This is a genomic window from Stenotrophomonas sp. (assembly GCF_032056425.1).
Classification (GTDB): Bacteria; Pseudomonadota; Gammaproteobacteria; order Xanthomonadales; family Xanthomonadaceae; genus Stenotrophomonas.
In genome coordinates this window covers 68,312-91,342 of the sequence record NZ_DAMBCN010000004.1, presented here as the reverse complement: position 1 = coordinate 91,342, position 23,031 = coordinate 68,312, and the positions used below count along the sequence as shown (strand labels likewise).

Genomic DNA, 23,031 nt, shown 5'->3' with positions numbered 1-23,031 from the left:
CGGCGTTCCCATGAACATCACACCAGCGGTTCGTCGGACAGATAGGTGTATCCGGTCAGGCCCGCTTCCAGCGCTTCGGCCAGTTCCTGCGCACGTTCCGGCGACAGATCGGCCGCGGCCACGCGCTGGGCGTAGGCCGCGCGCAGGTCATCCAGCTTGTAGCCCACGTAGTCCAGCATCACGTCGGTGGTATCACCGCGGCGCTGCTGGGTGATCGCGTAGCCATCGGCATCGGCCACCACTTCCACTGCGTCGGTATCGCCGAACAGGTTGTGGATGTCACCCAGGATTTCCTGGTAGGCACCGACCATGAAGAAACCGATGCGATAGCTTTCGCCGTGCTTGATCGCGTGCAGCGGCAGCGAGGTGTCCAGGCTTTCGTTCTCGACATAGGTCTTCACCATGCCGTCCGAATCGCAGGTCATGTCGGCGATGATGCCGCGGCGGTCCGGCGTTTCGTTCAGGCGCTCGATCGGCACGATCGGGAACACCTGGTCGATCGCCCAGGCATCGGGAATCGATTCGAACACGCTGAAGTTGACGAAATACTTGTCCACCAGGCGCTCGTTCAGTTCGTCCAGCGCCGGGCGGTGGCTCTTTTCGTCGTAGCTCAGGCGCGCACGCACGCCGTGGGCGATGGCGTAGAACAGATCGTCGATGCGCGCACGCTGCGGCAGGTCGATCTGGCCCAGCGCGTAGCTGGCCAGGCCTTCGGCATGGAAATGCTGCGCTTCCTGGAACAGTTCCACCGCCGGGCGCACGTCCAGTTCCTCGTGGATCTCGCGCAGGTGGCGGATAGAGGCCGGCTCGTCGTCGTGTGCGTCGGGCACGCGGCCTTCCTGCGCCTGCTCCACTTCGGAGACGTTGGCGATCAGCACCGCGTGGTGTGCGGTCATCGCGCGGCCGCACTCGGTCACGATGCGCGGCGGGGTCAGGCCGTGTTCTTCGCAGGCATTGGCCAGCGGCTGCACGATGTTGCTGGCGTAGGAATGCAGCCCGTAGTTGATCGAGCAGAAGCTGCGCGAACGGGTGCCTTCGTAATCCACGCCCAGGCCGCCGCCCACGTCCACGTGGGTGATCTTCGCGCCCAGCTGCGACAGCTCGACGAAGTAGCGGGTGGCCTCGCGCATGCCATTGGCGATGTCGCGCACGTTGGAAATCTGCGAGCCCATGTGGAAATGCAGCAGGCTCAGGCAGTCGGCGTATTCGGTATCGCGCAGCGACTTCCACAGGTCCAGCAGCTGGCGCGGGGACAGGCCGAACTTGGCCTTGTCGCCACCGCTGTTCTGCCACTTGCCGGCGCCCAGCGAGGCCAGGCGCATGCGCACGCCCAGGCCTGGCTTCACGTCCAGCGCCTTGGATTCCTCCAGCACCAGCTTCAGCTCGGACGGCTTCTCGATGACGATGAAGGTCTGCAGGCCCAGCTTGCGGCCGATCAGGGCCAAGCGGATGTACTCGCGGTCCTTGTAGCCGTTGCAGACGATCAGGCCACCCGGGCGCGACAGCGCCAGCACGGCCATCAGTTCGGGCTTGCTGCCCGCTTCCAGGCCGAAGCCCTCGCCGTGGTGGCTGGCCAGAGTGCCGGCCACGCCGCGGTGCTGGTTCACCTTGATCGGGTACACGGCGGTGTAGCCGCCGGTGTAATCCCAGTCCTGCTGGGCCTGGGCGAAGGCCGCCTGCAGCTTGCCCAGGCGCTGGCCCAGAATGTCCGGGAAGCGCACCAGCAGCGGCAGCTTGGCGCCGCCTTCACGCGCGGCGTCCACCACCTTGGGCAGCGATACCACCGGGCCGTCCGCCCCGGTCGGTCTCACCACCATGTGCCCGGCCTGATCCACATCGAAATAACCATCCGCCCAATGCGGGATCGAGTAGGTCTTGCGGGCTTGGTCGAGGGACCAATCGGTCATTGCAGTCGGCCTTGTTGGCAATAAAAGGGGGGGCATGATAACGCCTATATGCCCACAGGTTCGTTATCATGCGCGCCCGCGCCCGTGGCAGGTCTGAACCTGAACGGGCCGATCCGTCCGGAAGCGAGGCACCCCGCCGTCAGCCCGGCTCCATCCCCTCCGAACAGGACCGTATCTCCATGACTGACAGCAGCAACTGGTACATCGAACACTTCGAACGCACTGGCTCGGCCATCGGCTACCGCATCACCGGCAAGCTGGACGAAGTGCAGTCGCCGTTCCAGAAGATCGAAATCTTCCAGACCACCGACTGGGGCAACCTGATGACCATCGACGGGGCCATCATGCTGACCAGCAAGGACAACTTCTTCTACCACGAGATGATCAGCCACCCGGTGCTGTTCACCCACGCCGCGCCCAAGCGCGTGGTCATCATCGGTGGCGGCGACTGCGGCACCCTGCGCGAAGTGCTCAAGCACAGCGGCGTGGAGAGCGTGACCCAGTGCGATATCGACGAGCAGGTCACCGTGATGGCGCGCAAGCACTTCCCGGAACTGTGCGATTCCAACGATGACGCCCGTGCCGAGCTGCTGTTCGACGACGGCGTGGCCTACATGGCCAACTGCCCGGCCGGCAGCGTTGACGTGGTGATCGTCGATTCCACCGACCCGGTGGGCCCGGGCGAAGGTCTGTTCAACAAGGCCTTCTACGAAAGCTGCTTCAAGGCCCTGAAGGACGACGGCATCCTGGTGCAGCAGTCCGAATCGCCGCTGATGCAGCTGGACCTGATCAACGAAATGCGCACGGAAATGGGCAAGGCCGGCTTCGGCTCGTTCAAGACCCTGCCGTTCCCGCAGCCGTGCTACCCCACCGGCTGGTGGAGCGTGACCATGGCCCGCAAGGGCGAGAGCGGTTTCGACTTCCGCCAGGCCGATTCGGCCGCCAAGACCTTCAACACGTTGTATTACACCGCCGCGCTGCACACCGGCGTGCTGGTGACCCCGCCGTTCGTGCAGGCCGCACTGAAGGGTTGATCCAAACAAAAACCCGCGCTGGCGACAGCGCGGGTTTTTTGTTTCTGTAGAGTCGAGCCATGCTCGACTGCTCTTGCACCCCGCCGTAGAGCAGTCGAGCATGGCTCGACTCTACAAAGGCGTTCGCTCAGATCGCCCAGATACCGGCAATCACGGCCACCACCAGGCCCCACTTGATCACCTGGTAGGCCACCACGCTGCGTTCGCGCAGTGCCTTGGCCTTCAGGCGCACCTTGTACAGGCCACCGAAGGCCTTGTTCACGCCACCGGTCGGGTCACCGGGAAGGTTCGGCGATGCACCGCCGGCCAGCAACGTGGCCGCCACCGCGCGGTTGAACAGGCCCGGCAGGCCGAAGCGCAGCGGGCGGGCGATATCGCAGAACAGAATCACCCGGTCCTGCTCGGTCTCGTTGTGCGCATGGTGGATGTAGGTCTCGTCGAACATCATCCACTCGCCATCGCGCCAGCTCTTCTTCACCCCGTCCACCACGATGTAGCAGCCATCGTCGTTGGGCGTGCTCAGGCCCAGGTGCAGGCGCAGCGAACCGGCAAACGGGTCGCGGTGCGGGCGCAGTTCACTGCCCGGCGGCAGCTGCGCGAACATCGCCGCACGCACATCGGGAATCGATTCGATCAGCGCCACGGTCTTCGGGCACATGGCCTTTGCCGACGGGTGCGACGGGCCGTACCACTTCAGGTAGAAGCGCTTCCAGCCACGGCGGAAGAACGAATTGAATCCAGCATCGTTGTAGCTGCTGGAGGCGGCGATCTTCTGCGCATCGCGCAGCGCCAGCGCCTCATCGCGGATCACCTGCCAGTTCTGGCGCAGCGGTTCCAGCTGCGGCAGCTCCTTGCCCGGGTCCAGGAACGGGGTGGTCGGCACCTTCGAGAACAGGTACATGATCACGTTGATCGGGGCCATGAAGCTGGAATGGTCCAGCAACTGGCGCGACCAGCGCGCGCGGACCTTGCCGCGGAAATGGATGTACAGCACGCAGGCCACGAACAGCGCTGCCAAGACAATCTTGATGATCAAAACACTTTCCTCCAGCCGCGGCCGGACAGGGAAACGGGGCGATGCAAGCGCGCGGCCAGCACCAGGTGGGAACGCGGCAGGGGACGGGGACGTGCCGGATGGGGGCGGCCGCCGATGTCGCGGGTCAACAGCTTATGGTCGGCAGCGCGCGGGCCGGGGTCAAGCTGCCCGTGCGCCCGGTTCAGCATCACGTGGCTGAACGGCTGGCCTACACTTCCCGCATGCCTGCCCGTGCGACCGCCGATTACCCCGCCCTGAGCGCCCGCTACGCGGATTTCTTCCCCGGCCAGCCCATCGCTGCACCGCGCAGCGAAGCCTTCCGTTGGGCCGGTGGCACGCTGCGCCTGGACCGCCACGGCCCACGCCAGGCGCCACTGACGGTGGTGCTGGTGCATGGCGCCGGCGGCTACGGCCGTATGTTCGCCCCGCTGGCCGCCGCCCTGGCCGACGCCGGCCACGAAGTGCTGGCGCCTGATCTGCCCGGCTACGGCCTGAGCCCGGCGCACTGGGCACAGGTGGACTACGCGGTCTGGAAGCGCGCCCTGCTGGCGCTGATCGACGCCGAGCACGCCCAGCGCGCGCGGCCGATCGTGCTGTTGGGCGCCAGCATTGGCGGCTACCTGGCGTACCTGGTGGCGGCCGAATCGCGCTGTGTGCGCGGTCTTGTTGCCACCACCCTGGCCGACCCGCGCGACCCGGTCGTGCAGGCCGCGCTGGTGCGGCAGCCGTGGATGCGCGCCCTGCTGCCGACGCTGCGGCCGCTCAGCCGACTGACCCGTGGCCTGCGCGTGCCGGTGCGCTGGTTCACCCACATGCAGCGCATGTCGCGCGATCCTGCCCTGACCGCCCTGGTCTGCGCCGATCCGCTGGGCGGCGGCAACCGGGTGCCGGTCGGCCTGCTGGCCTCGCTGTTCGGCACTCCCCCTGCACTGGAGCCCGAACAGTTCCAGCGCTGCCCCGTACTGATGCTGCACCCGGCCTGCGACGACTGGACCCCGGTGGCCATCAGCGACCGCTTCTACCAGCGCCTGGCCGCGCCCAAGCAGCGCGTGCTGCTGGACGGCTGCGGCCACTTCCCGGTGGAACAGCCGGGGCTGGACCAGCTACGCGATGCGCTGCTGCCGTTCCTGCAAGGCATTGATAGGTAAAGACCTATCGGGTAAGTGAGACGGAATTGTCCGAACCTGCGCGACGAACTGTTCCAACCACGACCCCGACATTTCTACGACAAACCGTGGAATAGCGAACTCGGCGGTACTAAAATTGTACTTAACGAAAGTTTAGCTAATCCCCCCAGTCGTACCGGTTCGCTTGACGCTCAGCGCCGCCCACCGGGTCGTCCGAGACCCCGCCACATGACTCTCTCTGCCTCCCCCTCCCCGTCCTGCGGCGATGACGCCGTGGCCCCGCTGCTGCTCAAGCGCGGCGATCGTTTCCTGGCCCCGGACGTCTACCGCACCTGCATGGACGGCCGCCCGGCCGTGGTGAAGGACTATTCCCGCTACCGCGGCACGCCCGTTTCGTTGATCGCGCGCCTGATGGTGCGCCGCGAAGCGCGCATGCTGCAGCGCCTGGGCGGATGGAAGCACGCCCCGGCCCTGCTGGGCACCCTGGGCGGCCTGGCGCTGGGCATGGAATTCATTCCCGGCCAGACCCTGAGCACCGCCCAGGCCGTGGGCAACGACGTGTTCGAACAGCTGCAGCACGCCCTCAGCCGCCTGCACGCCGCCGGCATCACCCACAACGACCTGCACGGCACCAATGTGGTGGTGAGCGCCGGCGTACCGGTGCTGCTGGACTTCACCTCGGCCTGGCGCGTACCGCGCTGGCTGCGCCGCAACCCGCTCAGCCGCCAGCTGAGCCGCAGCGACATGAAGAACCTGCTGAAGATGCGCCAGCGCGTGACCGGCCAGGCCCCGAGCGCCGCACAGGCCGCACTGGTGGCCGACCCGGGCTGGGTGTCCGCCGTGCGCCAGAGCTGGAAGCGGTTCTACAAGTGGGCCAAGCAGCGTTAAGCGCTGTTTGGCGGCCGGGTGGGTGCATGGCCTGGCGGTATTGAATGCGTGCCGGGATGGAATGCCTGACGGGGTGGAATACCTGACGGGGATGGAATGCGTGACGGGGTAGAGTCGACTGTTAGTCGACTGCTCTTCCCGCCCGTGACCGAAATGCCCGCGCTGCGCGCGTTAGTCGACTAACAGTCGACTCTACCCCGTCGCATTCCGGCATCCCGTCGCGTCGCGTCTGCGATACTCCTCGGCACGCCACTCGCAAGGACGCTGGGTATGCCGACACCGGAACACACCCGCCTGCTGACTGCAGCCGCCCGATCCATCCTGCGCCCATTGGGCTGCATGCAGAAAGGCCGTTCGCGCACTTGGCTTGACGACCACGGCTGGTGGGTCGGGGTGATCGAGTTCCAGCCCTCGGCATGGAGCAGGGGCAGCTATCTCAATGTCGGCGCGTGCTGGCTCTGGGAAGAGAAGGATTTCCTGTCCTTCGATGCCGGCTACCGCGTCGCCCCGTTCCAGCCCTTCACCGATACCGCCGAATTTACCGCGGTCGCACAGGCACTGGCCGAGCAGGCCGCCGCCGAGGTACTGGCCCTGCGTGACCGCTTCCCCACCCCGGGGCATGTGCGTGCACTGATGCGCCGTCACCCCAATCCACGCATCCGCGAACACATGCATGCCGGCATCACCGCCGGGCTGGCGGGCGCTTACGACGAGGGTCGCAGGCACTTCGCACTGGCCGCCGCAGAAACCGATCAGGCGCCCTGGGTCGATGCGCTGAAGCAATGCGGTGCCGAACTCGTGCCGCTGTTGCAAACTGGTGGCGGCTTCGAGGCAGAGATCGCCGCGATCGTGACGCGCACCCGCCGCGCACTCCGTCTGCCGGAGTGGCAGTCATCACCCCTCATTCCGCCGGGTTGATCGCACCGGAAGGGCACTTCGTCGCACATGGGTGTTCGCGCCAGCCGATCCCGGCTAGGGTCATCGCCTTCCACGCACAGGATTGCACCGAACCATGCGCCACTGGCTCCTACTCGCCCTGGCTACCCTGCCCTTCACCGCCGGCGCCATCGTCATCCGCAGCGATGTGGATGACAGCGCCTACCGCGTACCGGCCTCCGAATTCCCGGCCCTGGCCGACATGCCCGGCGAGGGCCACGGCGTCCTGATCGCGCCGCGCTGGGTAGTGACCGCCGCACATGCCGCGCCCATGGAAGGCATGGATGCCGAAGTGCAGATCAGCGGTCACCCGTACCGTGTCGAGCGCGTGTTCGTGCATCCCGGTTACCGACGCATGCCCGATGCGCTTGGCCAAGCGGCGCTGGCGTCAGGCAACCCCGGCCCCATCCATGCCTTCCTCGCCGCCTCCGATGACATTGCCCTGATCCAGCTGGCCGCACCGGTCAGCGACGTTGCGCCGGTTCGCCTCTATCGCGGCCAGGACGAAGCGGGAAAGGTGGCTGCCCTGGTCGGCAAGGGGGCCACGGGCACCGGCATGACCGGGCTGGCGCCGGGTGGATCGCACCGCGGCGTCCTGCGCCGCGCGGAAAACGCGGTGACCGGCGGCAATGATCGTTATCTCTGGTATCGATTCGACGGGCCCGGCGGCGGCCTGCCGCTGGAAGGCGTGCTCGGCAGCGGTGACAGCGGCAGCCCGTTGATGATCCGCGACGCTCAGGGCTGGCAGCTGATCGGCCTGGGTTCGTGGATCACCGCAGTGCCCGAGCATGCACTTGAAGCCGGCTACTACGGGCAAGTGGTGCACAACGTGCGCATTTCGCGCTATGCCGACTGGATCGACCGCGTGATGCGCACCGCGCCGTAGAGGTAAAGAGCAGTCGAGCAAGCTCGACTCTACGGCATAGGGGTCATGCATCCGGGCGCCGATACGTAGAGTCGAGCTTGCTCGACTGCAGCAGATGGCCGCCCACACCCCACTTACAGCGCGTCAGCGTCCAGCTCACCGGTGCGAATACGCACCACGCTGCCCAGGTCGTACACAAACACCTTGCCGTCGCCGATCTTGCCGGTGCCTGCCGCCTTCACGATGGATTCCACCACGGCCTCCACCTGGTCGTCGGTCACCGCCACTTCCAGCTTCACCTTCGGCAGGAAATCGACCACGTACTCGGCGCCGCGGTACAGCTCGGTATGGCCCTTCTGCCGCCCAAAGCCCTTCACCTCGGTTACCGTAATACCGGTCACCCCGCGCTCGGCCAGCGCTTCGCGCACGTCGTCGAGCTTGAACGGCTTGATTACCGCCATGACCATCTTCATCGCCAATCTCCTGTATTCCGGCGTGGAGGATAGCGCCTGAACGCGCCCGGTGCGAAACCGCCCACGCCTGTGCGGGCGACCGGCCCGGCAGTATCCTTGTGGCCTGCACCCGCCCGCACCCCGGAGTACCCCCATGATCGACCTGAACCAACTGGATGACCTTGCCCGCCGCCTGAGCGACCTGGTGCCGCCGGGCCTGCGCGAATCGCGCGAGGAACTGCAGGCCACCTTCAAGAGCGCGCTGCAGGCCGGCCTGGCCAAGCTGGACCTGGTCACCCGCGAAGAGTTTGAAGTGCAGCGTGCGGTGCTGTTGAAGACCCGCCAGAAGCTGGATGCGCTGGAAGCCACGGTGCGCGAACTGGAAGGGCGCGGCAGCGCGGAGTGAGAAATGGGGGCGCACTGCGCCTCGCGTTTTCAGCGCATTTTCGCGGATGGACCTTGCCATTCCCCCACGGAATTCACTCCTCGAACTTCGCAGCACCCAAGGCATGGCGATGTTCGCCGCTGCGGACCAGTTCATGGACGGTGTCCCGAATGGTTTCCATCCGAAGATCCTCCACGATGATCATGTCTTTTGACCAGAAAAATCTGCCGGCCAGGCATTCGCCGCTCGCTCTGTACCCGGCCATGATGGATTCAATGTTCCTCACCGTGAAGAAGGTCGATGTCCTCGCCTCGCCCTGAGGAAATCTCACGATCACATCGACGTTGTCATCGAGAACATCTGCAACCTCACCGAGAAGAACCACCTCGACGTCTTCCGTTCTATTTCCCATGGGTACCCTCACGCCGTCTCAGAATCTGCCCCGGTTCCGCCTGGAGCGCGGTGCCTGGCTCTGAATCCATGTGTAGCGGACCGGCAGCCTTGTCCGCAAGCCGTGCTGTCCTGTAGCGCATCCCAGAATCCCCCTAGCCCCGCCATCCGCAATCCCCGATGGTTTCCCACCCAGCGCTTCCCCCACCATCAAGCGCTCGCCCGCAGGAAACCACACATGAGCCTGGCACTGGTCCACAGCCGCGCCCGCGCCGGGGTCGATGCGCCACTGGTGCGCGTAGAAGTGCATCTGTCCGGCGGCTTGCCGGTCACCCAGATTGTCGGCCTGGCCGAAGCCAGCGTGCGCGAGTCGCGCGAGCGCGTGCGTGCGGCCCTGCTCTGCGCACGGTTCGATTTTCCACAGCGGCGCATCACCTTGAACCTGGCCCCGGCCGATCTGCCCAAGGAAGGCGGCCGCTACGATCTGGCCATCGCACTGGGCATCCTGGCTGCCAGCGGCCAGGTCGATCCGCAGGCGCTGCTGCAGTACGAATTCCTTGGCGAACTGGGCCTGACCGGTGAGCTGCGTCCGGTCAGTGGTGCGCTGCCTGCCGCAATTGCCGCCGCCGAAGCGGGCCGCATCCTGGTGGTGCCGCCCGGTAACGCCGCCGAGGCTGCGCTGGCCGAGCACGCCGATGTGCGCGTGGCCCGGACCCTGCTGGAATGCTGTGCGGGCCTGAGCAACCCGCGCCTGCTGCCACCGGTGCAGCGCGTGGACACCACGCCGCTGCCGCTGCCCGATCTGGCCGATGTGCGGGGGCAGGCGCATGCACGGCGGGCGTTGGAAGTGGCAGCCGCTGGCGGTCATCATCTGCTGCTGATCGGCAGCCCCGGCTGCGGCAAGACCCTGCTGGCCTCGCGCCTGCCCAGCCTGCTGCCCGATACCGACGAGGCCGAGGCGCTGCAGTTGGCTGCCATTGCATCGGTCAGTGGCGAAGGCCTGGACCCCCGGCGCTGGCGGCAGCGCCCCTTTCGATCCCCGCACCACAGCGCCAGCGCCGCCGCACTGGTGGGTGGCGGCTGTCATCCACAGTGATTAGCGCGACTCGACATTGATTGTCGCGACTGGCCGAAACGCGCGGAACCGAATCTCCTGCCGTAAGTCATTGATCCCACAGTGCGTGTCCGGATATGCAGACGGAAGACCGCCTCCGCACTGCCCATCATGACTGAATGCTAGGTTTTGACCTGCGCGGATTCGTTTAACACCCAGGCCCATTCGTCTGCATTGAATCGATGGGTCACAATCGCACTGCAGAGGTAGGATTGCGGCAGATCCCCCCAAGGGGCGCGGTGAAGGACAGGCTCATGAGCAGTCAGTTTTCGGTTGGCGAGCCCGCTCGGCGTGTTTTCGCCCGAATCGCGGACGTCTGGTCTCTAAGCGGAGAGGAGCAAGACGCCATTCTTGGACAACCTCTTGAATCCGCCTTTCGGCTCGACGGCGCCGCGGGCGGCATACAGGCTGAGACGCTGCAAAGAATCAGCTACCTGCTTGGGATATATCGTGCGCTGCACGCAATCTTTCCCAATGATGATCAGGCTGACAGTTGGATTCGCCGAGCTAACAAGGCTCCCCTGTTTGGCGGTCTGTCCGCGCTGGAGCTGATGTGCACAGGTCAAGTATGCGACCTAGCATCAGTTCGACAGTACTTGGACGCGCAAGGTCCGTTTGACCTGTAGGCGACAAATTCATAGTGCCCTACCAGTCCCTCCTGCCCTGCTGAACATCCAGCACTCTCCACGCAACTTATTGAGAGCTCGTGCGCCCATCTCGTCCCTCCCCCAAGGCCCGGCAAGTGCAGCTATGCCGCCCCAGCAAATGCAGTTCTTGGGTAGTTGATGGGAGATCACTTCCGACGTCTTTACGCCTTCTGAGCCACGGATCTTCCATGGATTGGTCTTGCCCCAGGTGAGGAGGATCTAGCTGCAGTCCTCTTGCATCCAGGCGCTAGTCTGATGATTCCACGATGAGCTTTGCCCTTTCGTACAGCTCATCAAAGGTCACGATGTCCGGAGAGAACAAGTGCCGCCTGTAGAGCTCAAAGCTGCGGAACTGATCCTCGTTGATGCCGAAATCCTTGACGAACTCAGCCAAAGATCCACATACGATAACGGAACGGGGGCGTGCTACAACCGCCTCTTCCCCGGTGGGATTGCCGTCCTTATCGCGCATCACAAGCAAGCGCTGGAACTGACGCTCCATTCCATCTACTGACATCAGGATCTGAGAAACGGCGCCCGTGAGCTCTTGCGAGGGCTGCCACGCGCCGGCGCGATAGCTTCCCCTAGCCAGCAGCGGAGTTCGGTGATGCTTGATCTCAACTAGGCACGCAGCGCTTATCCGCCCTCGCGTCCGCAGAAGGCCGTCGATACGTTTCCCGGGAGTAGCAACCGTCGATCCTGCTATTACCTGCTCTAGCTTCTCATCGGTGAATCCATCAGCGGACAGATGAAACAGGCCATAACCAAAGATCCAGCGGTTTCGCTCGAAAAAGCCCTGCCATGTCGCCTCTTTGCGCCCATTAAAGTGATCAGTAGTTACTTGATCAAAGTAGGCGTCATCGCTCAAAAGACTCTCGAATACCGCAAGCTGCTTGCGCCGGTAAGCCACCGCCACCACGTCCCGGGAAGTGGCCTCACTCGCTACGAGCTCACGTAAGGCATCTGGATGCTTAGCAATCCAAGCCCTCGCTGCTGAATCCATGTCCACATTGACGTGCGCAAGTGATGCTCGATCCAAGCGCAGCTTGCCGGTGTTATCGAGTTGCACATTGCTGGCAAGCTGCGCGAATTCGACAAACTCAGCGATTTCTTGGCCGCGCAGATTGATGCCGTACTGCTCATTCGGCCGCGTACCGTCTTTGTAGATGCGGAAGCTCTGCAAGGTCAGGCTCTTTAAGCCTTGCTGGTCGCTTGTAACAACGGCCTTGATCTGCACTTTGTCATCGTGAGTCGCTCTAATCACGATCTCATCGTCTACCGAGTCGAAGCAGGATCTCTGGCCATCATCAAAGACCCTGGTGACGTAACGAGCGTCCGTATCCTTACTCAATCCGATCTTGAATGGTCGGGAGACATAGACCCTGTCACTGCGCTTGTTAGCTACGTAGTCTTCGTCACTCATATGCCCCCCTTAGGCTCGAATTTAGCCGAGCATACCGATACTTGACGGCTACGTTGAACATAGTAGTAATTTCAAAGCGTTACACGTGGCGGCAATTCCATCTTCTGCCAAGTAGGGAGATGCCGCGCAAGTTACATTAGGCATCAGTGCCTCAGCGCCTGGATCCAGCGTGCAACAAGTGGCCACTTGGAAGCCAAGTCAGTCTTACTGCAGAGCTTCGATGAGATCCGCCCGACGCCTAAGCGGCGCTCAAGCAGGGGTGAGGATGCTCGCCAACGCGCTCTCTGACGATATGCACAACCACGGCCATCTAGTCATCAACGGGTGAACGGCTAGGCTCACCTCGTTGAGTGGATCTCCGTTGATGAGCCGGCGAGCACTCGCTCCGGGGTCATGGCAGACGGAGTAGTTATCACCGAGGCAATGTGACTGCACCGCATTGACGCGGCAGGTGCAGCGGACTACGTCATTGGAATTGCTGAGAATTTTTCACAGTGACATAGAGTTTAAGGCCGCTATTCAAAGTGGTCGCGCACTTCTAGCATCGACGCGAATGGCTGGAGTGATCAACAAACTCAGTTTGCTTATCTGCCCAGACATTTGGAGGACATGCCGTCGCATAGATGGTCACTGTTTTTTATCGTATCAATGCAAAGGACAAAGACATCATGAGCAATCCAATTAAGCGTTTTGCCGGCAAGGTGGCCTTTGTCACCGGCGCCACCAGCGGCATTGGGCGCGCAACCGCGATCGCGTTCGCCCAAGAAGGCGCCAGCGTCGTCTTGGCTGACATCTCCGAGCAGGGCGTCCAGGAAACAGCCCGTCTCATCGCGGAAGTTGGCGGCCGTGCCCTTGCCGTTGCTTGCGATGTGCGCAAGTCCGATCAGGTGAAGGCGGCCGTGGATCAGGCCGTTTCCACCTTCGGCCGCATCGATATTGCGTTCAACAACGCAGGCGTCGAACAGCCGGTAGGCCCCATTGGCGAGGTCACGGAAGAAGAGTGGGATCGCATCGTCGGCATCAATCTTCGCGGCGTGTTCCTCTGCATGCAGCACGTGCTTCCCATCATGCTCGAGAACGGCGGCGGTTCGATCGTCAACACGTCGTCCAGCGCCGGCGTCATTGGCATCAAGGGCCAGGCGGCCTACGCCGCCTCCAAGTTCGGTGTCATCGGTCTCACCAAATGCGCGGCGCTTGACTACGCGAAGTCCAACATTCGCGTCAACGCCATCTGCCCTGGAATCATCGACACCCCGATGATCGAGCGTTTCAGCGGCGGCACGGCCGAAGGGCATGCGCGAGTCGTCGCTCAGGAGCCGATCGGCCGCTTGGGCAAGCCGGAGGAAATCGCCTCGGCCGTGCTGTGGCTTTGTTCCACCGAAGGCGGATTCACCACCGGCCATGCCATGGTGGTCGACGGCGGCCAGACAGTCGGCATCAGCTAAGCCGAGTTCTAGGTTCAACGGGCCCCGGGCCTATTCCATCGTCGGCCAGGGCGTGAATCGAGTGATTCATCGCCCCAGGCCGGCACGGCCACCCTGTTCAACGTTGCCCACTCGCCTTTACCTGCGCCCTGACCGCGACGACTCTCGTGGCCAGGGCCGCTGCAGCAGTCGCATCGTTCCCAGCATGCCGGCGCCCTGGCTATGGGAAGCGGCTTGCGGTGAGAGGTTCACGGAGGTCGACCAGTCCGAACACGCAGCGCTTGGGTTCGCCGGGCTTCGTGCAGAAGAGTCATTGGCTTGGAACCCGACGTCCGGCCAATGCCTATCAGACACGCAGAGTGCCGTTGCGGCGGACCTGCTCTGGCACATGCCCGCCTCAGGCCAGACGCAGGGGCACGCGTGCACCAAGAGGACTACCGGTTACCAACGGCGCCAAATGTACGGTCAAGCCAATCCAGGAACACGGCGAGCCGAGCGTTGCTGTTCCTGTTAGGTGGGTAGAGGGCATGGAATGGCAGCAGCGGCCTGGTCCATCCTGGGAGGACCTCTACGAGCTCGCCAGAGTCCAAGTGTCGCTGAAGCAGTGGCCGAAGAGACTGCCCGACACCTGCGCCGGCCAACAGTAGCGCGGTAAGACCATTGCCTTCATTGGTTGTGAAGACGGCCTGGTCAAAGACAATGGTGCGCTCTCCGTCAGAGAAGCTCGGAGCATCCAGCCTGCCTGATCCGGAGTAGAAGTAAGCCACTAGTCGATGATGAAGGCGCAAATCATCAGGCGTGGCGGGAATGCCATGTGCCGCCAAGTAAGAAGGCGCCGCGCAGGTTACGTACTGCATCTCGGTGATCCGGCGTGCTACTAGGCCTGAGTCGTCCAAACCACCCGCCCGAATTGCACAGTCCACGCCCTCACCAATGACATTGACCGTGCGATCGCTGATGCCGACAGCCACCGAGATGCCGGGGTACTCGCTGTGGAACTGAGGCAGTGCCGGTATCAACATCTCCACGGCGAATGAAGCGGGTGCGTCCACCCTTAGATGACCCTGCGGTTTAAGCGTCTGCCCTGAAAGCGCGCTATCAACGGCTTCAACCTCCTCAACGATCCGTCTGGCATGCACGAGGTACTCAAGCCCCTCCGAGGTGGCGGCAACACGCCGCGTAGAGCGGTTTACCAGTTTTACCTTCAGGTGACCTTCCAGGTCTGCAATCAGCTTGCTGAGCGTCGAGCGCGGAAGAGCCATCTGATCGGCCGCCCTGCCAAAGGAGCCACTCTCCAGAACTCGAATGAAGGCGCGCATTGCCAAAAGCTGGTTCATGGCGGGTCTTCCCCACAAGATTGCATGATTCGATTGTACATACCGGTGGATAGTCATTGCATCGAACCCGGTTTTATCCCGGAATTCGCGCATCTATGCTGTCCAGCACCATTTCTGGCAGCCCCCCCATGCCCAACTCCTCTTTCGAGCCGGTGCCAGGCCACCGCAAGCCCGGGGCGTATCGCAGCGCCGTCGCTGTGTTTTCGCTTGGACTGGGCGCCTTCGCCTCGGTCACAGCCGAGTTCCTGCCTGTGGGCGTCCTCCCGGAAATTGCCGCGTCCTTTAACATTTCTGCTGGTAGCGCCGGCCTGATGATGACGCTCCCCGGAATGCTCGCCGCCATTTCAGCGCCCGCGGTCATGCTGGCAGCAGGCCGTCACGATCGTCGCTCGATACTCCTGGTCCTCTCGGGGATCCTTGTCGCCGCCTGCACGGTGTCCGCCACGGCCAGCAGCTTCCCAATGATGCTCATTGGCAGAGCACTGGTTGGAGTCAGCCTGGGCGCCTTCTGGGCCATGGCACTTGCCGTGGCGTCGCGCCTGGTCTCACCAGAGAATTCTCAAAGGGCAGTTGCAGCGGTCTTCGCCGGCGTCACGGTAGCAATGATCCTCGGCGTGCCGTTGGGGAATCTGGTGGCATCCCACTATTCATGGCGTGGCTCGTTCGCTGCAGCTGGAGTAATCGGCTTGCTGGCGATGATGCTTCAGGCCGCCGTGCTTCCGCGGGTACCAGGTACCAGCGCACTGAAGTTCTCAGACCTGCTGCAGGCAGCTGGCTCCCGCGATGCCCGTCGCAGTCTGGCGATGATTGGCCTGATCTTCGCGGCGCACTTCGGCGCCTACACCTTCCTGGCACCCCTGCTACACCAGGCGACCATCCAGCAGGAGACGATCACCTACGTCCTGTTCGGCTACGGAATCGCAGGCTTTCTATCTACGTTTGTGGCCAGCCATTTCGTCGCCAAAAGCGTCAAGTACAGCCTGATGACCGCCAAGGGTCTGCTGCTGATCCCACTTGCACTGATGCCAATGCTGGTGATGGCTCCTACGCTCGAAGTTGCACTCGTTATTGCGTGGGGGATGTCTTGGGGCGCTCTGCCGCTGTGCCTGAGCGCTTGGAACCAGCGTGCTTCAGATGGGCACGTCGAGGCCAAGTCAGCCTTGTTCACCTTCACCGGCCAAGTCGCCATCGCTTTCGGCTCTGGAGCCGGTGGCTACATCGTCGATAGCGCCGGCGTTGGAGCAACATTCTGGACGGCTGCCGCGGCGGTAGCACTGAGCGTTGTCGTACTGACCAAGGCAAATGCGCCGACCAGCACGCACCCGTCGTGATGCTGGGCGCTGGGAGCTCAAAAGCACTCCAAGTACCAGGCTCCGCCTGTGCCTTGATCGTGGCAAGCTCGGCATAGTCGCCTAGCGGAAACGCAGCGCTTCAATGACCAGAGAGAAGGCTGGCGAGTGCTGCTTTCGACTGGGGTAGTAGAGGTGGTAGCCAGGGAACGGCGGGCACCAGTCTTCTAGGACGCGTACGAGCCGTCCTTGCTCGACATGAGGCGCGAACTCTTCCTCAGGCAAGAAAGCAACACCCAAGCCTTCCAGCGCAGCCATGACGATATGCGGCGAGGTGTTGAAGATTGCTTGACCTTCAACGCGCACATTGATGCGCCTGTCCCCTTGCTCAAACTCCCAGACGTACAGACCCCCGTTCGTCGGCAGACGGATGTTGATGCAACGATGGGCGCTGAGGTCCTCCGGAGACCGAGGAATCGGATGGGCGTCAAAGTAGGCCGGTGAGGCGACGGCTGCCATTCGCAGTGGCGGACCGATCGGCAATGCAATCATGTCGCGGTCAATACTTTCGCCCAGGCGAACGCCGGCGTCGAACCGCTCGCTGACAATGTCCCTCAGCCCGTAGTGGACCTCGAACTCGATATTCACATCTGGATACCTGCGCATCACCGGCATCAAGCGCGGGAGCAGCAAATTGCCAAGCACATGCTCACCACAGGTGATGCGCAAAGATCCTGCCGGCTCGGCGCGCAGAGTCGTCAGCGCATCCAGCTCCGCTTCTATTTCATCGAACCGGGTACCGATCGCAGACAGAAGCCGCTCGCCCTCAGGGGTGGCAGAGACACTGCGGGTGGTCCTCGTCAGCAGCCGGATCTGGAGACGCTCTTCCAGGCTCTTGATCGTCTGGCTGAGCGCTGACTGAGAGACCCCCATTGCCACTGCGGCTCGGGTGAAGCTGCCCTCGCGGGCAACGGTCACAAATGCGAGCAGATCATTGAAATTGCGCTTGGCCATACCGTCACTTTGCCACGCCCAACCCATTAGCGCAGCTTATAGGCCCTAGAACCATTTATCGGCTACTGCTGGTTGGCGGACGGTAGCAGAATGCTTTTCCCACTACTCACAGTAGGACATCGCAATGACCTCTTCCGTAAAAGCCTATGGTGCTCAGGCCGGCGACCTCCCGCTGGAGGCAATGGAAATCACCCGCCGCTCCGTTGGACCCAGCGATGTTCAAATTGCCATCGCTTACTGCGGCGTTTGCCACTCAGACATCCACCAGGCCCGCGGCGAATGGGCTGGCACCCAGTACCCCTGCGTGCCTGGTCACGAGATCGTCGGCCGGGTCACGGCCGTCGGTACCGATGTGAAGAAGTTCGCTGAAGGCGACCTGGTTGGCATCGGCTGCATTGTCGACAGCTGTAAGCAATGCGGCGACTGTGAAAGCGGGCTGGAAAACTACTGCGACCACATGGTCGGCACCTATAACGGTCCCACTCAAGATGCCCCGGGCCACACCCTTGGCGGCTACTCCGAGCAAATCGTCGTGCACGAGCGCTACGTGCTGCGGGTGACCCACAGTGAAGACCAGCTGGCCGCAGTCGCACCGCTGCTTTGCGCAGGCATCACCACTTGGTCTCCCCTGCGCCACTGGAACGCCGGCCCGGGTAAGAAGGTCGGTGTGGTTGGCATCGGTGGCTTGGGCCACATGGGCGTCAAGCTCGCCGCTGCTTTGGGCGCTCACGTCGTGGCGTTCACCACTTCCGAAAGCAAGCGCGAGGCCGCGCTGGCTCTGGGCGCCAACGAAGTGGTGGTCTCTCGCAATGAGCAGGAGATGGCAGCTCATCAGACCTCCTTCGATCTCATCGTGAACACCGTTGCTGCCCCGCATGACTTGGATGCGTTCCTGGTACTGCTCAAGCGCGATGGCGCGATGGTCCTGGTTGGTGCGCCGGCCACCCCGCATCCTTCGCCGGCGGTGTTCAACCTGATCCTCAAGCGTCGCAGCCTGGCCGGCTCGGCAATCGGCGGCATCCCTGAAACCCAGGAGATGCTGGACTACTGCGCGCAGCACGGCGTTGTGGCCGACATCGAACTGATCCGCGCCGAGCAGGTGAACGAGGCTTACGAGCGAATGATGCGCGGTGATGTGAAGTACCGCTTTGTCATCGACAACTCCACCTTGGCCTGAACAGCGGTCGCCTTGAGCGGCCAGCTGCTCAAGGCGACACCACAAGATAGAAGTGAGCTCTGAAATGACCCCTAGCTATGATTTTCACGGAAAAGTTGCCTTTGTGACCGGTGCGGCCATGGGCATGGGACTGGCCGCCGCCAGAGCGTTTGCAGCTTCCGGAGCCTCCGTGGTCCTTGCTGACCTCGATGAGCAGAAGGCCAAGGAGCAGGCTGCGCGAATCGTTGCCGAAGGCGGCAAGGCAGTAGGCGTTGGCTGCGATGTGAGTGTTGAGGCGCAGGTCGAAGCAGCAATTGACCTCACGGTCGAGACCTTCGGTCAGCTCGACATGGCCTTCAACAACGCGGGTATCCAGGTCCCAACCAGCGATGCTGCTGAAGAGCTTCAGGAGAACTTCAACCGGGTCACCGCGGTGAACCAGTTCGGTGTTTGGGCTTGCATGAAGCACGAGTTGCGTGTGATGCGTGAGCGCGGCACAGGCTCCATCGTCAACTGCTCTTCTCTCGGTGGACTTGTGGGCCTGCCCCAGCGCGCCGCCTACCACGGCACCAAGCACGCCGTGATTGGGCTGACCAAGAGCGCTGCAATCGAGTACGCCCCGCGGGGGATCCGTATCAATGCAATCTGCCCAGGCACCATTGATACCCCCATGGTGCAGGAGATGCTTGCAGGCCAGCCAGAGGCGATGGCCGAAATCATGAAGGAGCAGTCCATCGGGCGACTGGGTCGGGCTGACGAAGTCGCACAGTCCGTGCTCTGGCTCTGCAGCGACGGCGCTAGCTTTGTGGTCGGCGTGGCACTGCCGGTAGACGGCGGGTTTACCGCGCACTGATACGCCGCGCCTGTAGGCCGGCTGTTCGGAAGTCATGCTTATCAGTTGTAGCTCGCGGGGGCGCAATGCCCCCGCGATATGGATGCAACATGCATCCGCCCCTCTCCAGGCCCCGCTGCGGCGCCGGTGATTCCTGAAGCAATCTCAGCAGTGCTTGAAGATTGCACCTACTTATCAGCGGGCAGTACCCACGAGACCATAGCGCTCACCAGAGTGACGGCTCGTTCCCCGGCCAGTGATCGAGCCACCGTTTCAGCTCCAGCCGACGCGTCTTTCCGTCGTCCTCTCTCTCTAGCCCGTATTCACCCGAGCCTTGGCTTGGGTGGGGCATCAGACATGCCAATTATCAGGAGTCGATCAACATGAACCCCACAGCAGCATCCACTACAGCCGACAGTGCGGCAGACGCCAGACCCGCCAATTGGGCAGGCGTGCTCTCCATGACGCTGTGCGTCTTCGGGCTGATCGCATCGGAATTCATGCCGGTGAGTCTGCTGACTCCCATCGCAACCTCTCTAGGCGTTTCGGAGGGCTGGGCTGGCTACGGCATCGCCATCTCCGGCGCCTTTGCAGTCATCACCAGCCTGTCCATCAGTCGCTTGGTCGGCAATCTGAACCGCAAGACGCTGCTGCTTCTGCTCACCATCGCGATGGGTGTGTCGGGCGTCATTGTCAGCCTGGCGCCCAGCTACCCGGTCTACATGATCGGCCGCGCGCTCATCGGCGTGGTGATCGGCGGCTTCTGGTCGATGTCGGCTGCCATCGCAATGCGTCTGGTGCCGGCCAAGAGCGTTCCCAAGGCGCTGGCCATCTTCAACGGCGGCAATGCACTGGCAACGGTTGTTGCAGCCCCGCTTGGCAGCTACCTCGGTGGTGTCATCGGCTGGCGCGGTGCCTTCATGTGCCTGGTCCCCATCGCACTCATCGCGCTGATCTGGCAATGGATCAGCCTGCCCTCGCTCAAGGCTGAGAAGGGTGGCGCCGCATCGGCCGGTGCATTCGGTGTGCTCAACCAGCGGGTTGTCCGCCGGGGCATGGCAGCCGTTGGTCTGTTCTTCATTGGCCAGTTCATGCTCTTCACCTACCTGCGCCCGTTCCTTGAGACGGTCACTGGTGTCAGCGTCACTGAGCTGTCCATGATGCTGCTCGCCTTGGGCGTGGCCGGCTTCGTTGGAACGGTGGTCATTGGCTCGGTAATCAAGAAGGGCGTCTACAAGCCCCTGATCGTCGTGCCGCCGGTCATGGCTGCTGTCGCGGTGGCCCTGATCGTCCTGGGTCACATGACCGGGCCGGTGTTCGCGCTGCTCGCGCTGTGGGGCCTGGTAGCCACCGCCGCCCCGGTGGCATGGTGGTCGTGGTTGGCCGAGTCGCTCCCCAACGACGCCGAGGCCGGCGGCGGTTTGATGGTTGCGGTGATTCAGCTCTCCATCGCCCTGGGCTCCACCATTGGCGGCCTGCTGTTTGATTCCAGCGGTTACCGGATCACCTTCATCGCCAGCGCAGTCGTACTGCTCCTTGCATCGGTGCTGGCGGCCGCAACCGCCCGCACCAAGGGCTGAGCGAAAGCCGCCTAATCGTCAGGCCATTCAGGATCCCAGCCCGCGCGCACTCGCGCGCGGGCCACGGATACGGCTTTTGAGGTGTAGTTGGACTTGCTGGTTGCTCCCAGGTACAGCGCCAACTGAGACAGCGCCAGGTCTGAAAGCTCCCCCCCGAAGGTCTCATGCACTTTCCACGCGTTTCGCGACATCGACAGCGCCCGTGGATCTGCCAAGCCGATGTCTTCAAGGCCCATGCGCGTCAGTGCCCGCGCCATATAGGCCACGCTCTCACCGCCATCGCGCATACGCGCAAGCCAGTAGAGCGCGGCATCTGGATTGGTACTTCGGACCGACTTGAACAGGGCAGACACCTGGTCGTAGTGCATTTCACCACCCTTGTCGAAACGCCGTCGTGGACGCAGCAAAGCCGCTGAAATTGCACTCCCATCCAGCTCGGTGGTGTCAGCCAGTTCGCACGCCACCTCCAGTGCTGACAGCGCCCGCCGAGCGTCGCCATCGGAATGGGCCGCTATTTGCTCCAGTGCTTCTTTGCCCTGTAGCAGCATCCGTCGCGCCGGTGTGTCCGGTAGCCGCACAACGGCATCAGTCAAGATCGCCTTGAGCTGATCTGAGGAGACCGCATCCAGAACATGGACCTTGCAAAGCGCGGCAAGAGACGGCGCGAGCTCAAAGGACGGATTCTCGGTGGTACAGCCAACTACCACCAGGTTTCTGCTTCGCTGAAGATGAGTGGCAACCAGCTGCTGAACGGACCGGGTGACACGATGGATCTCGTCGAGGAAGAGCGCCCGCACCGCCGCACCCGCTGGCGTGGAGAGCTCCTCCAGTGTTGCCAGTGCAGCCGATCGAGTGAAGCTGGGCCCGGATGCTTTGATGAACGTGCTGTCCACCATGCCGGCATACAGCAGGGCGACAGACGTCTTGCCTACCCCAGGCGGTCCCCACAGGACGCAGGAATGACCTCGTGGAGACCCATCCTGCTTCAAGAGCGCCCCGCCGGGCCTTGTCACTCTGTGCTGGCCTCGCACAGCCTGCATGGCCCCAGGCCGCATCCGGTCTGCCAATGGCGAAAGAGATGAAGCCACGTCGTCCTGGAGCATCTGCGCGCTGTGCTGGTCAGCACTCACGGTTGAGGGGCAGCATCCTGCCGCAGGGTTGCGACAAGGGCGGCAAAGGCCGGCGAACCCTGCCTGCGGTTGGGATAGTACAAGTGGTAACCGGAGAACATCGGACACCATGGGGCCAGAACCTGCACGAGCCGGCCATCGGCCAGATAGGGTGCTGCCAGATCCTCGGTGACGTAGGCCAACCCGATCCCGTCAACTGCCGCATTGATCACATGGATCATGCTGTTGAACACCAGCTGGCCCTCTCCCTTGACGGTGAACTCCTTGCCGTCCTTTTCAAACTCCCAGGCGTAGACGCCGCCTGAGGGACGATGCCGGATGTTCACGCAGGGCAGTGCCGTGATCTCATAGGGCGTTTCCGGCTTGGGGTGTCGAGAAAAGAAGTCAGGGGATCCCACCACCACCAGACGCCAGTCCGGACCGATACGCACGGCGATCATGTCGTTGCTGAGCGCCTCGCCCAGCCGAATACCTGCGTCAAATCGCTCCTCAACCACGTTGGAAAAGCCGTAGTCCACGTAGAACTCAAGGGTGACATCCGGGTAAGACGCCAAGAATTGAGCGAGCTTGGGACGGATGGCCATCTCAATGGCATCGTCGCTGCAGGTGATTCGTATCGTACCCGTGGGCTTTTCCCGCAGCTCGCCCAGCGCGCTTACGCTCTCTGCGATGGCGTCAAAGTGTGGCCCAATGGATCGCATGAGGCGCTCGCCGGCCTCGGTAGGAGCGACATTTCGAGTCGTGCGCGCCAGCAGCCGAATACCCAGGCGATCTTCCAGCTGGCGCATCGTGTGGCTCAGTGCAGACGGAGTCACTCCGAGACGGGCACCGGCCTTGGTGAAGCTCTGCTCAGTGGCTACGGCGAGGAACGCCTGGAGGTCATTCGTTTTCAGCGATGTCATCAGTCGACCAATGTGGGCCTGGCAAGTGGCGACACGTTAGCACCGGCAGTTGTGAGCTGTGCTCAATGGACCATACAGAGACTGGCCGCTAATCACGTTGCACGCTTGCAGCTATCTTCATCACTGGGCCACTACGACAGCCTGTGGCCTTTGCTTTGAAACA

Annotated in this window: 21 protein-coding genes and 1 pseudogene; 13 read left to right on the top strand and 9 right to left on the bottom strand. The window is 63.0% G+C overall.

Annotated elements, in window-relative coordinates:
* Positions 1-17: 17 nt before the first annotated feature.
* Positions 18-1,907: an arginine decarboxylase gene (gene speA, locus RTY46_RS04675; protein ID WP_312706901.1), complete on the bottom strand. Its 1,890-nt coding sequence runs from the start codon at positions 1,905-1,907 to the stop codon at positions 18-20.
* Between the two features lie 179 nt (positions 1,908-2,086).
* On the opposite strand from speA, the gene speE reads away from it, so the two are divergent.
* The gene (gene speE / locus RTY46_RS04670) at positions 2,087-2,941 is read left to right on the top strand and encodes a polyamine aminopropyltransferase (protein WP_312706900.1); all 855 of its coding nucleotides are present in this window, start codon (positions 2,087-2,089) and stop codon (positions 2,939-2,941) included.
* A gap of 127 nt (positions 2,942-3,068) precedes the next feature.
* On the opposite strand, the gene RTY46_RS04665 is transcribed toward speE, so the two are convergent.
* Entirely contained in the window at positions 3,069-3,974 is a 906-nt protein-coding gene (locus tag RTY46_RS04665) for an aspartyl/asparaginyl beta-hydroxylase domain-containing protein (protein ID WP_205515562.1), read from the bottom strand.
* Positions 3,975-4,198: 224 nt separating this feature from the next.
* Between RTY46_RS04665 and RTY46_RS04660 the strand changes: the two genes are divergently transcribed.
* The 4 genes from RTY46_RS04660 (at position 4,199) to RTY46_RS04645 (ending at position 7,814) form a co-directional block, all read left to right on the top strand.
* Positions 4,199-5,125 carry an alpha/beta hydrolase gene (locus tag RTY46_RS04660; RefSeq protein WP_312706899.1) on the top strand — a complete coding sequence of 309 codons (927 nt, stop codon included), beginning with the start codon at positions 4,199-4,201 and terminating at the stop codon, positions 5,123-5,125.
* A 207-nt stretch (positions 5,126-5,332) separates the two neighbouring features.
* A complete protein-coding gene (locus tag RTY46_RS04655) occupies positions 5,333-5,992 on the top strand; it encodes an RIO1 family regulatory kinase/ATPase (protein WP_108757406.1) in 660 nt (219 codons plus the stop codon).
* A gap of 393 nt (positions 5,993-6,385) precedes the next feature.
* Entirely contained in the window at positions 6,386-6,910 is a 525-nt protein-coding gene (locus RTY46_RS04650) for a hypothetical protein (RefSeq protein WP_312706898.1), read from the top strand.
* Between the two features lie 94 nt (positions 6,911-7,004).
* Complete coding sequence (locus tag RTY46_RS04645) at positions 7,005-7,814, top strand: trypsin-like serine protease (protein WP_312706896.1); 810 nt, start codon at positions 7,005-7,007, stop codon at positions 7,812-7,814.
* Positions 7,815-7,927: 113 nt separating this feature from the next.
* Here the strand turns inward: RTY46_RS04645 and RTY46_RS04640 are convergent, their stop codons facing one another.
* Positions 7,928-8,266, bottom strand: a complete 339-nt coding sequence (locus tag RTY46_RS04640) for a P-II family nitrogen regulator (RefSeq protein ID WP_108751139.1) — start codon at positions 8,264-8,266, stop codon at positions 7,928-7,930.
* A gap of 133 nt (positions 8,267-8,399) precedes the next feature.
* Between RTY46_RS04640 and RTY46_RS04635 the strand changes: the two genes are divergently transcribed.
* The gene (locus RTY46_RS04635; RefSeq protein ID WP_108751140.1) at positions 8,400-8,651 is read left to right on the top strand and encodes an accessory factor UbiK family protein; all 252 of its coding nucleotides are present in this window, start codon (positions 8,400-8,402) and stop codon (positions 8,649-8,651) included.
* 73 nt (positions 8,652-8,724) lie between these two features.
* On the opposite strand, the gene RTY46_RS04630 is transcribed toward RTY46_RS04635, so the two are convergent.
* Positions 8,725-9,015, bottom strand: coding sequence for a hypothetical protein (locus RTY46_RS04630; protein WP_312706895.1), 291 nt, complete (start codon positions 9,013-9,015; stop codon positions 8,725-8,727).
* A 243-nt stretch (positions 9,016-9,258) separates the two neighbouring features.
* Here RTY46_RS04630 and RTY46_RS04625 point away from each other — a divergent pair.
* Positions 9,259-10,101, top strand: a pseudogene (locus tag RTY46_RS04625) (magnesium chelatase domain-containing protein); the annotation flags it as partial.
* Between the two features lie 287 nt (positions 10,102-10,388).
* Positions 10,389-10,760: an MbcA/ParS/Xre antitoxin family protein gene (locus RTY46_RS04620; RefSeq protein WP_312706894.1), complete on the top strand. Its 372-nt coding sequence runs from the start codon at positions 10,389-10,391 to the stop codon at positions 10,758-10,760.
* Positions 10,761-11,028: 268 nt separating this feature from the next.
* Here RTY46_RS04620 and RTY46_RS04615 read toward each other — a convergent pair whose 3' ends face one another.
* Entirely contained in the window at positions 11,029-12,204 is a 1,176-nt protein-coding gene (locus RTY46_RS04615; protein ID WP_312706893.1) for a Shedu immune nuclease family protein, read from the bottom strand.
* Positions 12,205-12,872: 668 nt separating this feature from the next.
* Here RTY46_RS04615 and RTY46_RS04610 point away from each other — a divergent pair.
* Positions 12,873-13,649, top strand: coding sequence for an SDR family oxidoreductase (locus RTY46_RS04610; RefSeq protein WP_312706891.1), 777 nt, complete (start codon positions 12,873-12,875; stop codon positions 13,647-13,649).
* Positions 13,650-14,062: 413 nt separating this feature from the next.
* Here RTY46_RS04610 and RTY46_RS04605 read toward each other — a convergent pair whose 3' ends face one another.
* Complete coding sequence (locus RTY46_RS04605) at positions 14,063-15,058, bottom strand: LysR family transcriptional regulator (protein WP_312706890.1); 996 nt, start codon at positions 15,056-15,058, stop codon at positions 14,063-14,065.
* A 35-nt stretch (positions 15,059-15,093) separates the two neighbouring features.
* Between RTY46_RS04605 and RTY46_RS04600 the strand changes: the two genes are divergently transcribed.
* Positions 15,094-16,296, top strand: a complete 1,203-nt coding sequence (locus RTY46_RS04600; protein WP_312706889.1) for an MFS transporter — start codon at positions 15,094-15,096, stop codon at positions 16,294-16,296.
* A gap of 81 nt (positions 16,297-16,377) precedes the next feature.
* Here the strand turns inward: RTY46_RS04600 and RTY46_RS04595 are convergent, their stop codons facing one another.
* Positions 16,378-17,268 carry a LysR family transcriptional regulator gene (locus RTY46_RS04595; protein ID WP_312706886.1) on the bottom strand — a complete coding sequence of 297 codons (891 nt, stop codon included), beginning with the start codon at positions 17,266-17,268 and terminating at the stop codon, positions 16,378-16,380.
* Positions 17,269-17,449: 181 nt separating this feature from the next.
* Between RTY46_RS04595 and RTY46_RS04590 the strand changes: the two genes are divergently transcribed.
* From RTY46_RS04590 to RTY46_RS04580, 3 genes are all read left to right on the top strand, one after another.
* On the top strand, positions 17,450-18,445 hold the full coding sequence (locus tag RTY46_RS04590) for an NAD(P)-dependent alcohol dehydrogenase (RefSeq protein ID WP_345785124.1): 996 nt from the start codon (positions 17,450-17,452) through the stop codon (positions 18,443-18,445).
* Between the two features lie 52 nt (positions 18,446-18,497).
* On the top strand, positions 18,498-19,277 hold the full coding sequence (locus RTY46_RS04585; protein WP_312706883.1) for a glucose 1-dehydrogenase: 780 nt from the start codon (positions 18,498-18,500) through the stop codon (positions 19,275-19,277).
* Between the two features lie 362 nt (positions 19,278-19,639).
* Positions 19,640-20,836 carry an MFS transporter gene (locus tag RTY46_RS04580; RefSeq protein ID WP_312706882.1) on the top strand — a complete coding sequence of 399 codons (1,197 nt, stop codon included), beginning with the start codon at positions 19,640-19,642 and terminating at the stop codon, positions 20,834-20,836.
* Between the two features lie 11 nt (positions 20,837-20,847).
* On the opposite strand, the gene RTY46_RS04575 is transcribed toward RTY46_RS04580, so the two are convergent.
* Both RTY46_RS04575 and RTY46_RS04570 read right to left on the bottom strand, forming a co-directional pair.
* Positions 20,848-21,876: an AAA family ATPase gene (locus tag RTY46_RS04575; protein ID WP_312707047.1), complete on the bottom strand. Its 1,029-nt coding sequence runs from the start codon at positions 21,874-21,876 to the stop codon at positions 20,848-20,850.
* A gap of 86 nt (positions 21,877-21,962) precedes the next feature.
* Positions 21,963-22,868 carry a LysR family transcriptional regulator gene (locus RTY46_RS04570; RefSeq protein ID WP_312706881.1) on the bottom strand — a complete coding sequence of 302 codons (906 nt, stop codon included), beginning with the start codon at positions 22,866-22,868 and terminating at the stop codon, positions 21,963-21,965.
* Positions 22,869-23,031: the final 163 nt, after the last annotated feature.

Coding starts and splice junctions, on each gene's coding strand:
- speA (WP_312706901.1), bottom strand. CDS start 1,907: ATGACCGATTGGTCCCTCGACCAAGCCCGCAAGACCTACTCGATCCCG.
- speE (WP_312706900.1), top strand. CDS start 2,087: ATGACTGACAGCAGCAACTGGTACATCGAACACTTCGAACGCACTGGC.
- RTY46_RS04660 (WP_312706899.1), top strand. CDS start 4,199: ATGCCTGCCCGTGCGACCGCCGATTACCCCGCCCTGAGCGCCCGCTAC.
- RTY46_RS04655 (WP_108757406.1), top strand. CDS start 5,333: ATGACTCTCTCTGCCTCCCCCTCCCCGTCCTGCGGCGATGACGCCGTG.
- RTY46_RS04645 (WP_312706896.1), top strand. CDS start 7,005: ATGCGCCACTGGCTCCTACTCGCCCTGGCTACCCTGCCCTTCACCGCC.
- RTY46_RS04640 (WP_108751139.1), bottom strand. CDS start 8,266: ATGAAGATGGTCATGGCGGTAATCAAGCCGTTCAAGCTCGACGACGTG.
- RTY46_RS04635 (WP_108751140.1), top strand. CDS start 8,400: ATGATCGACCTGAACCAACTGGATGACCTTGCCCGCCGCCTGAGCGAC.
- RTY46_RS04620 (WP_312706894.1), top strand. CDS start 10,389: ATGAGCAGTCAGTTTTCGGTTGGCGAGCCCGCTCGGCGTGTTTTCGCC.
- RTY46_RS04615 (WP_312706893.1), bottom strand. CDS start 12,204: ATGAGTGACGAAGACTACGTAGCTAACAAGCGCAGTGACAGGGTCTAT.
- RTY46_RS04610 (WP_312706891.1), top strand. CDS start 12,873: ATGAGCAATCCAATTAAGCGTTTTGCCGGCAAGGTGGCCTTTGTCACC.
- RTY46_RS04605 (WP_312706890.1), bottom strand. CDS start 15,058: ATGCGCGAATTCCGGGATAAAACCGGGTTCGATGCAATGACTATCCAC.
- RTY46_RS04600 (WP_312706889.1), top strand. CDS start 15,094: ATGCCCAACTCCTCTTTCGAGCCGGTGCCAGGCCACCGCAAGCCCGGG.
- RTY46_RS04595 (WP_312706886.1), bottom strand. CDS start 17,268: ATGGCCAAGCGCAATTTCAATGATCTGCTCGCATTTGTGACCGTTGCC.
- RTY46_RS04590 (WP_345785124.1), top strand. CDS start 17,450: ATGGAAATCACCCGCCGCTCCGTTGGACCCAGCGATGTTCAAATTGCC.
- RTY46_RS04580 (WP_312706882.1), top strand. CDS start 19,640: ATGAACCCCACAGCAGCATCCACTACAGCCGACAGTGCGGCAGACGCC.
- RTY46_RS04575 (WP_312707047.1), bottom strand. CDS start 21,876: ATGCAGGCTGTGCGAGGCCAGCACAGAGTGACAAGGCCCGGCGGGGCG.
- RTY46_RS04570 (WP_312706881.1), bottom strand. CDS start 22,868: ATGACATCGCTGAAAACGAATGACCTCCAGGCGTTCCTCGCCGTAGCC.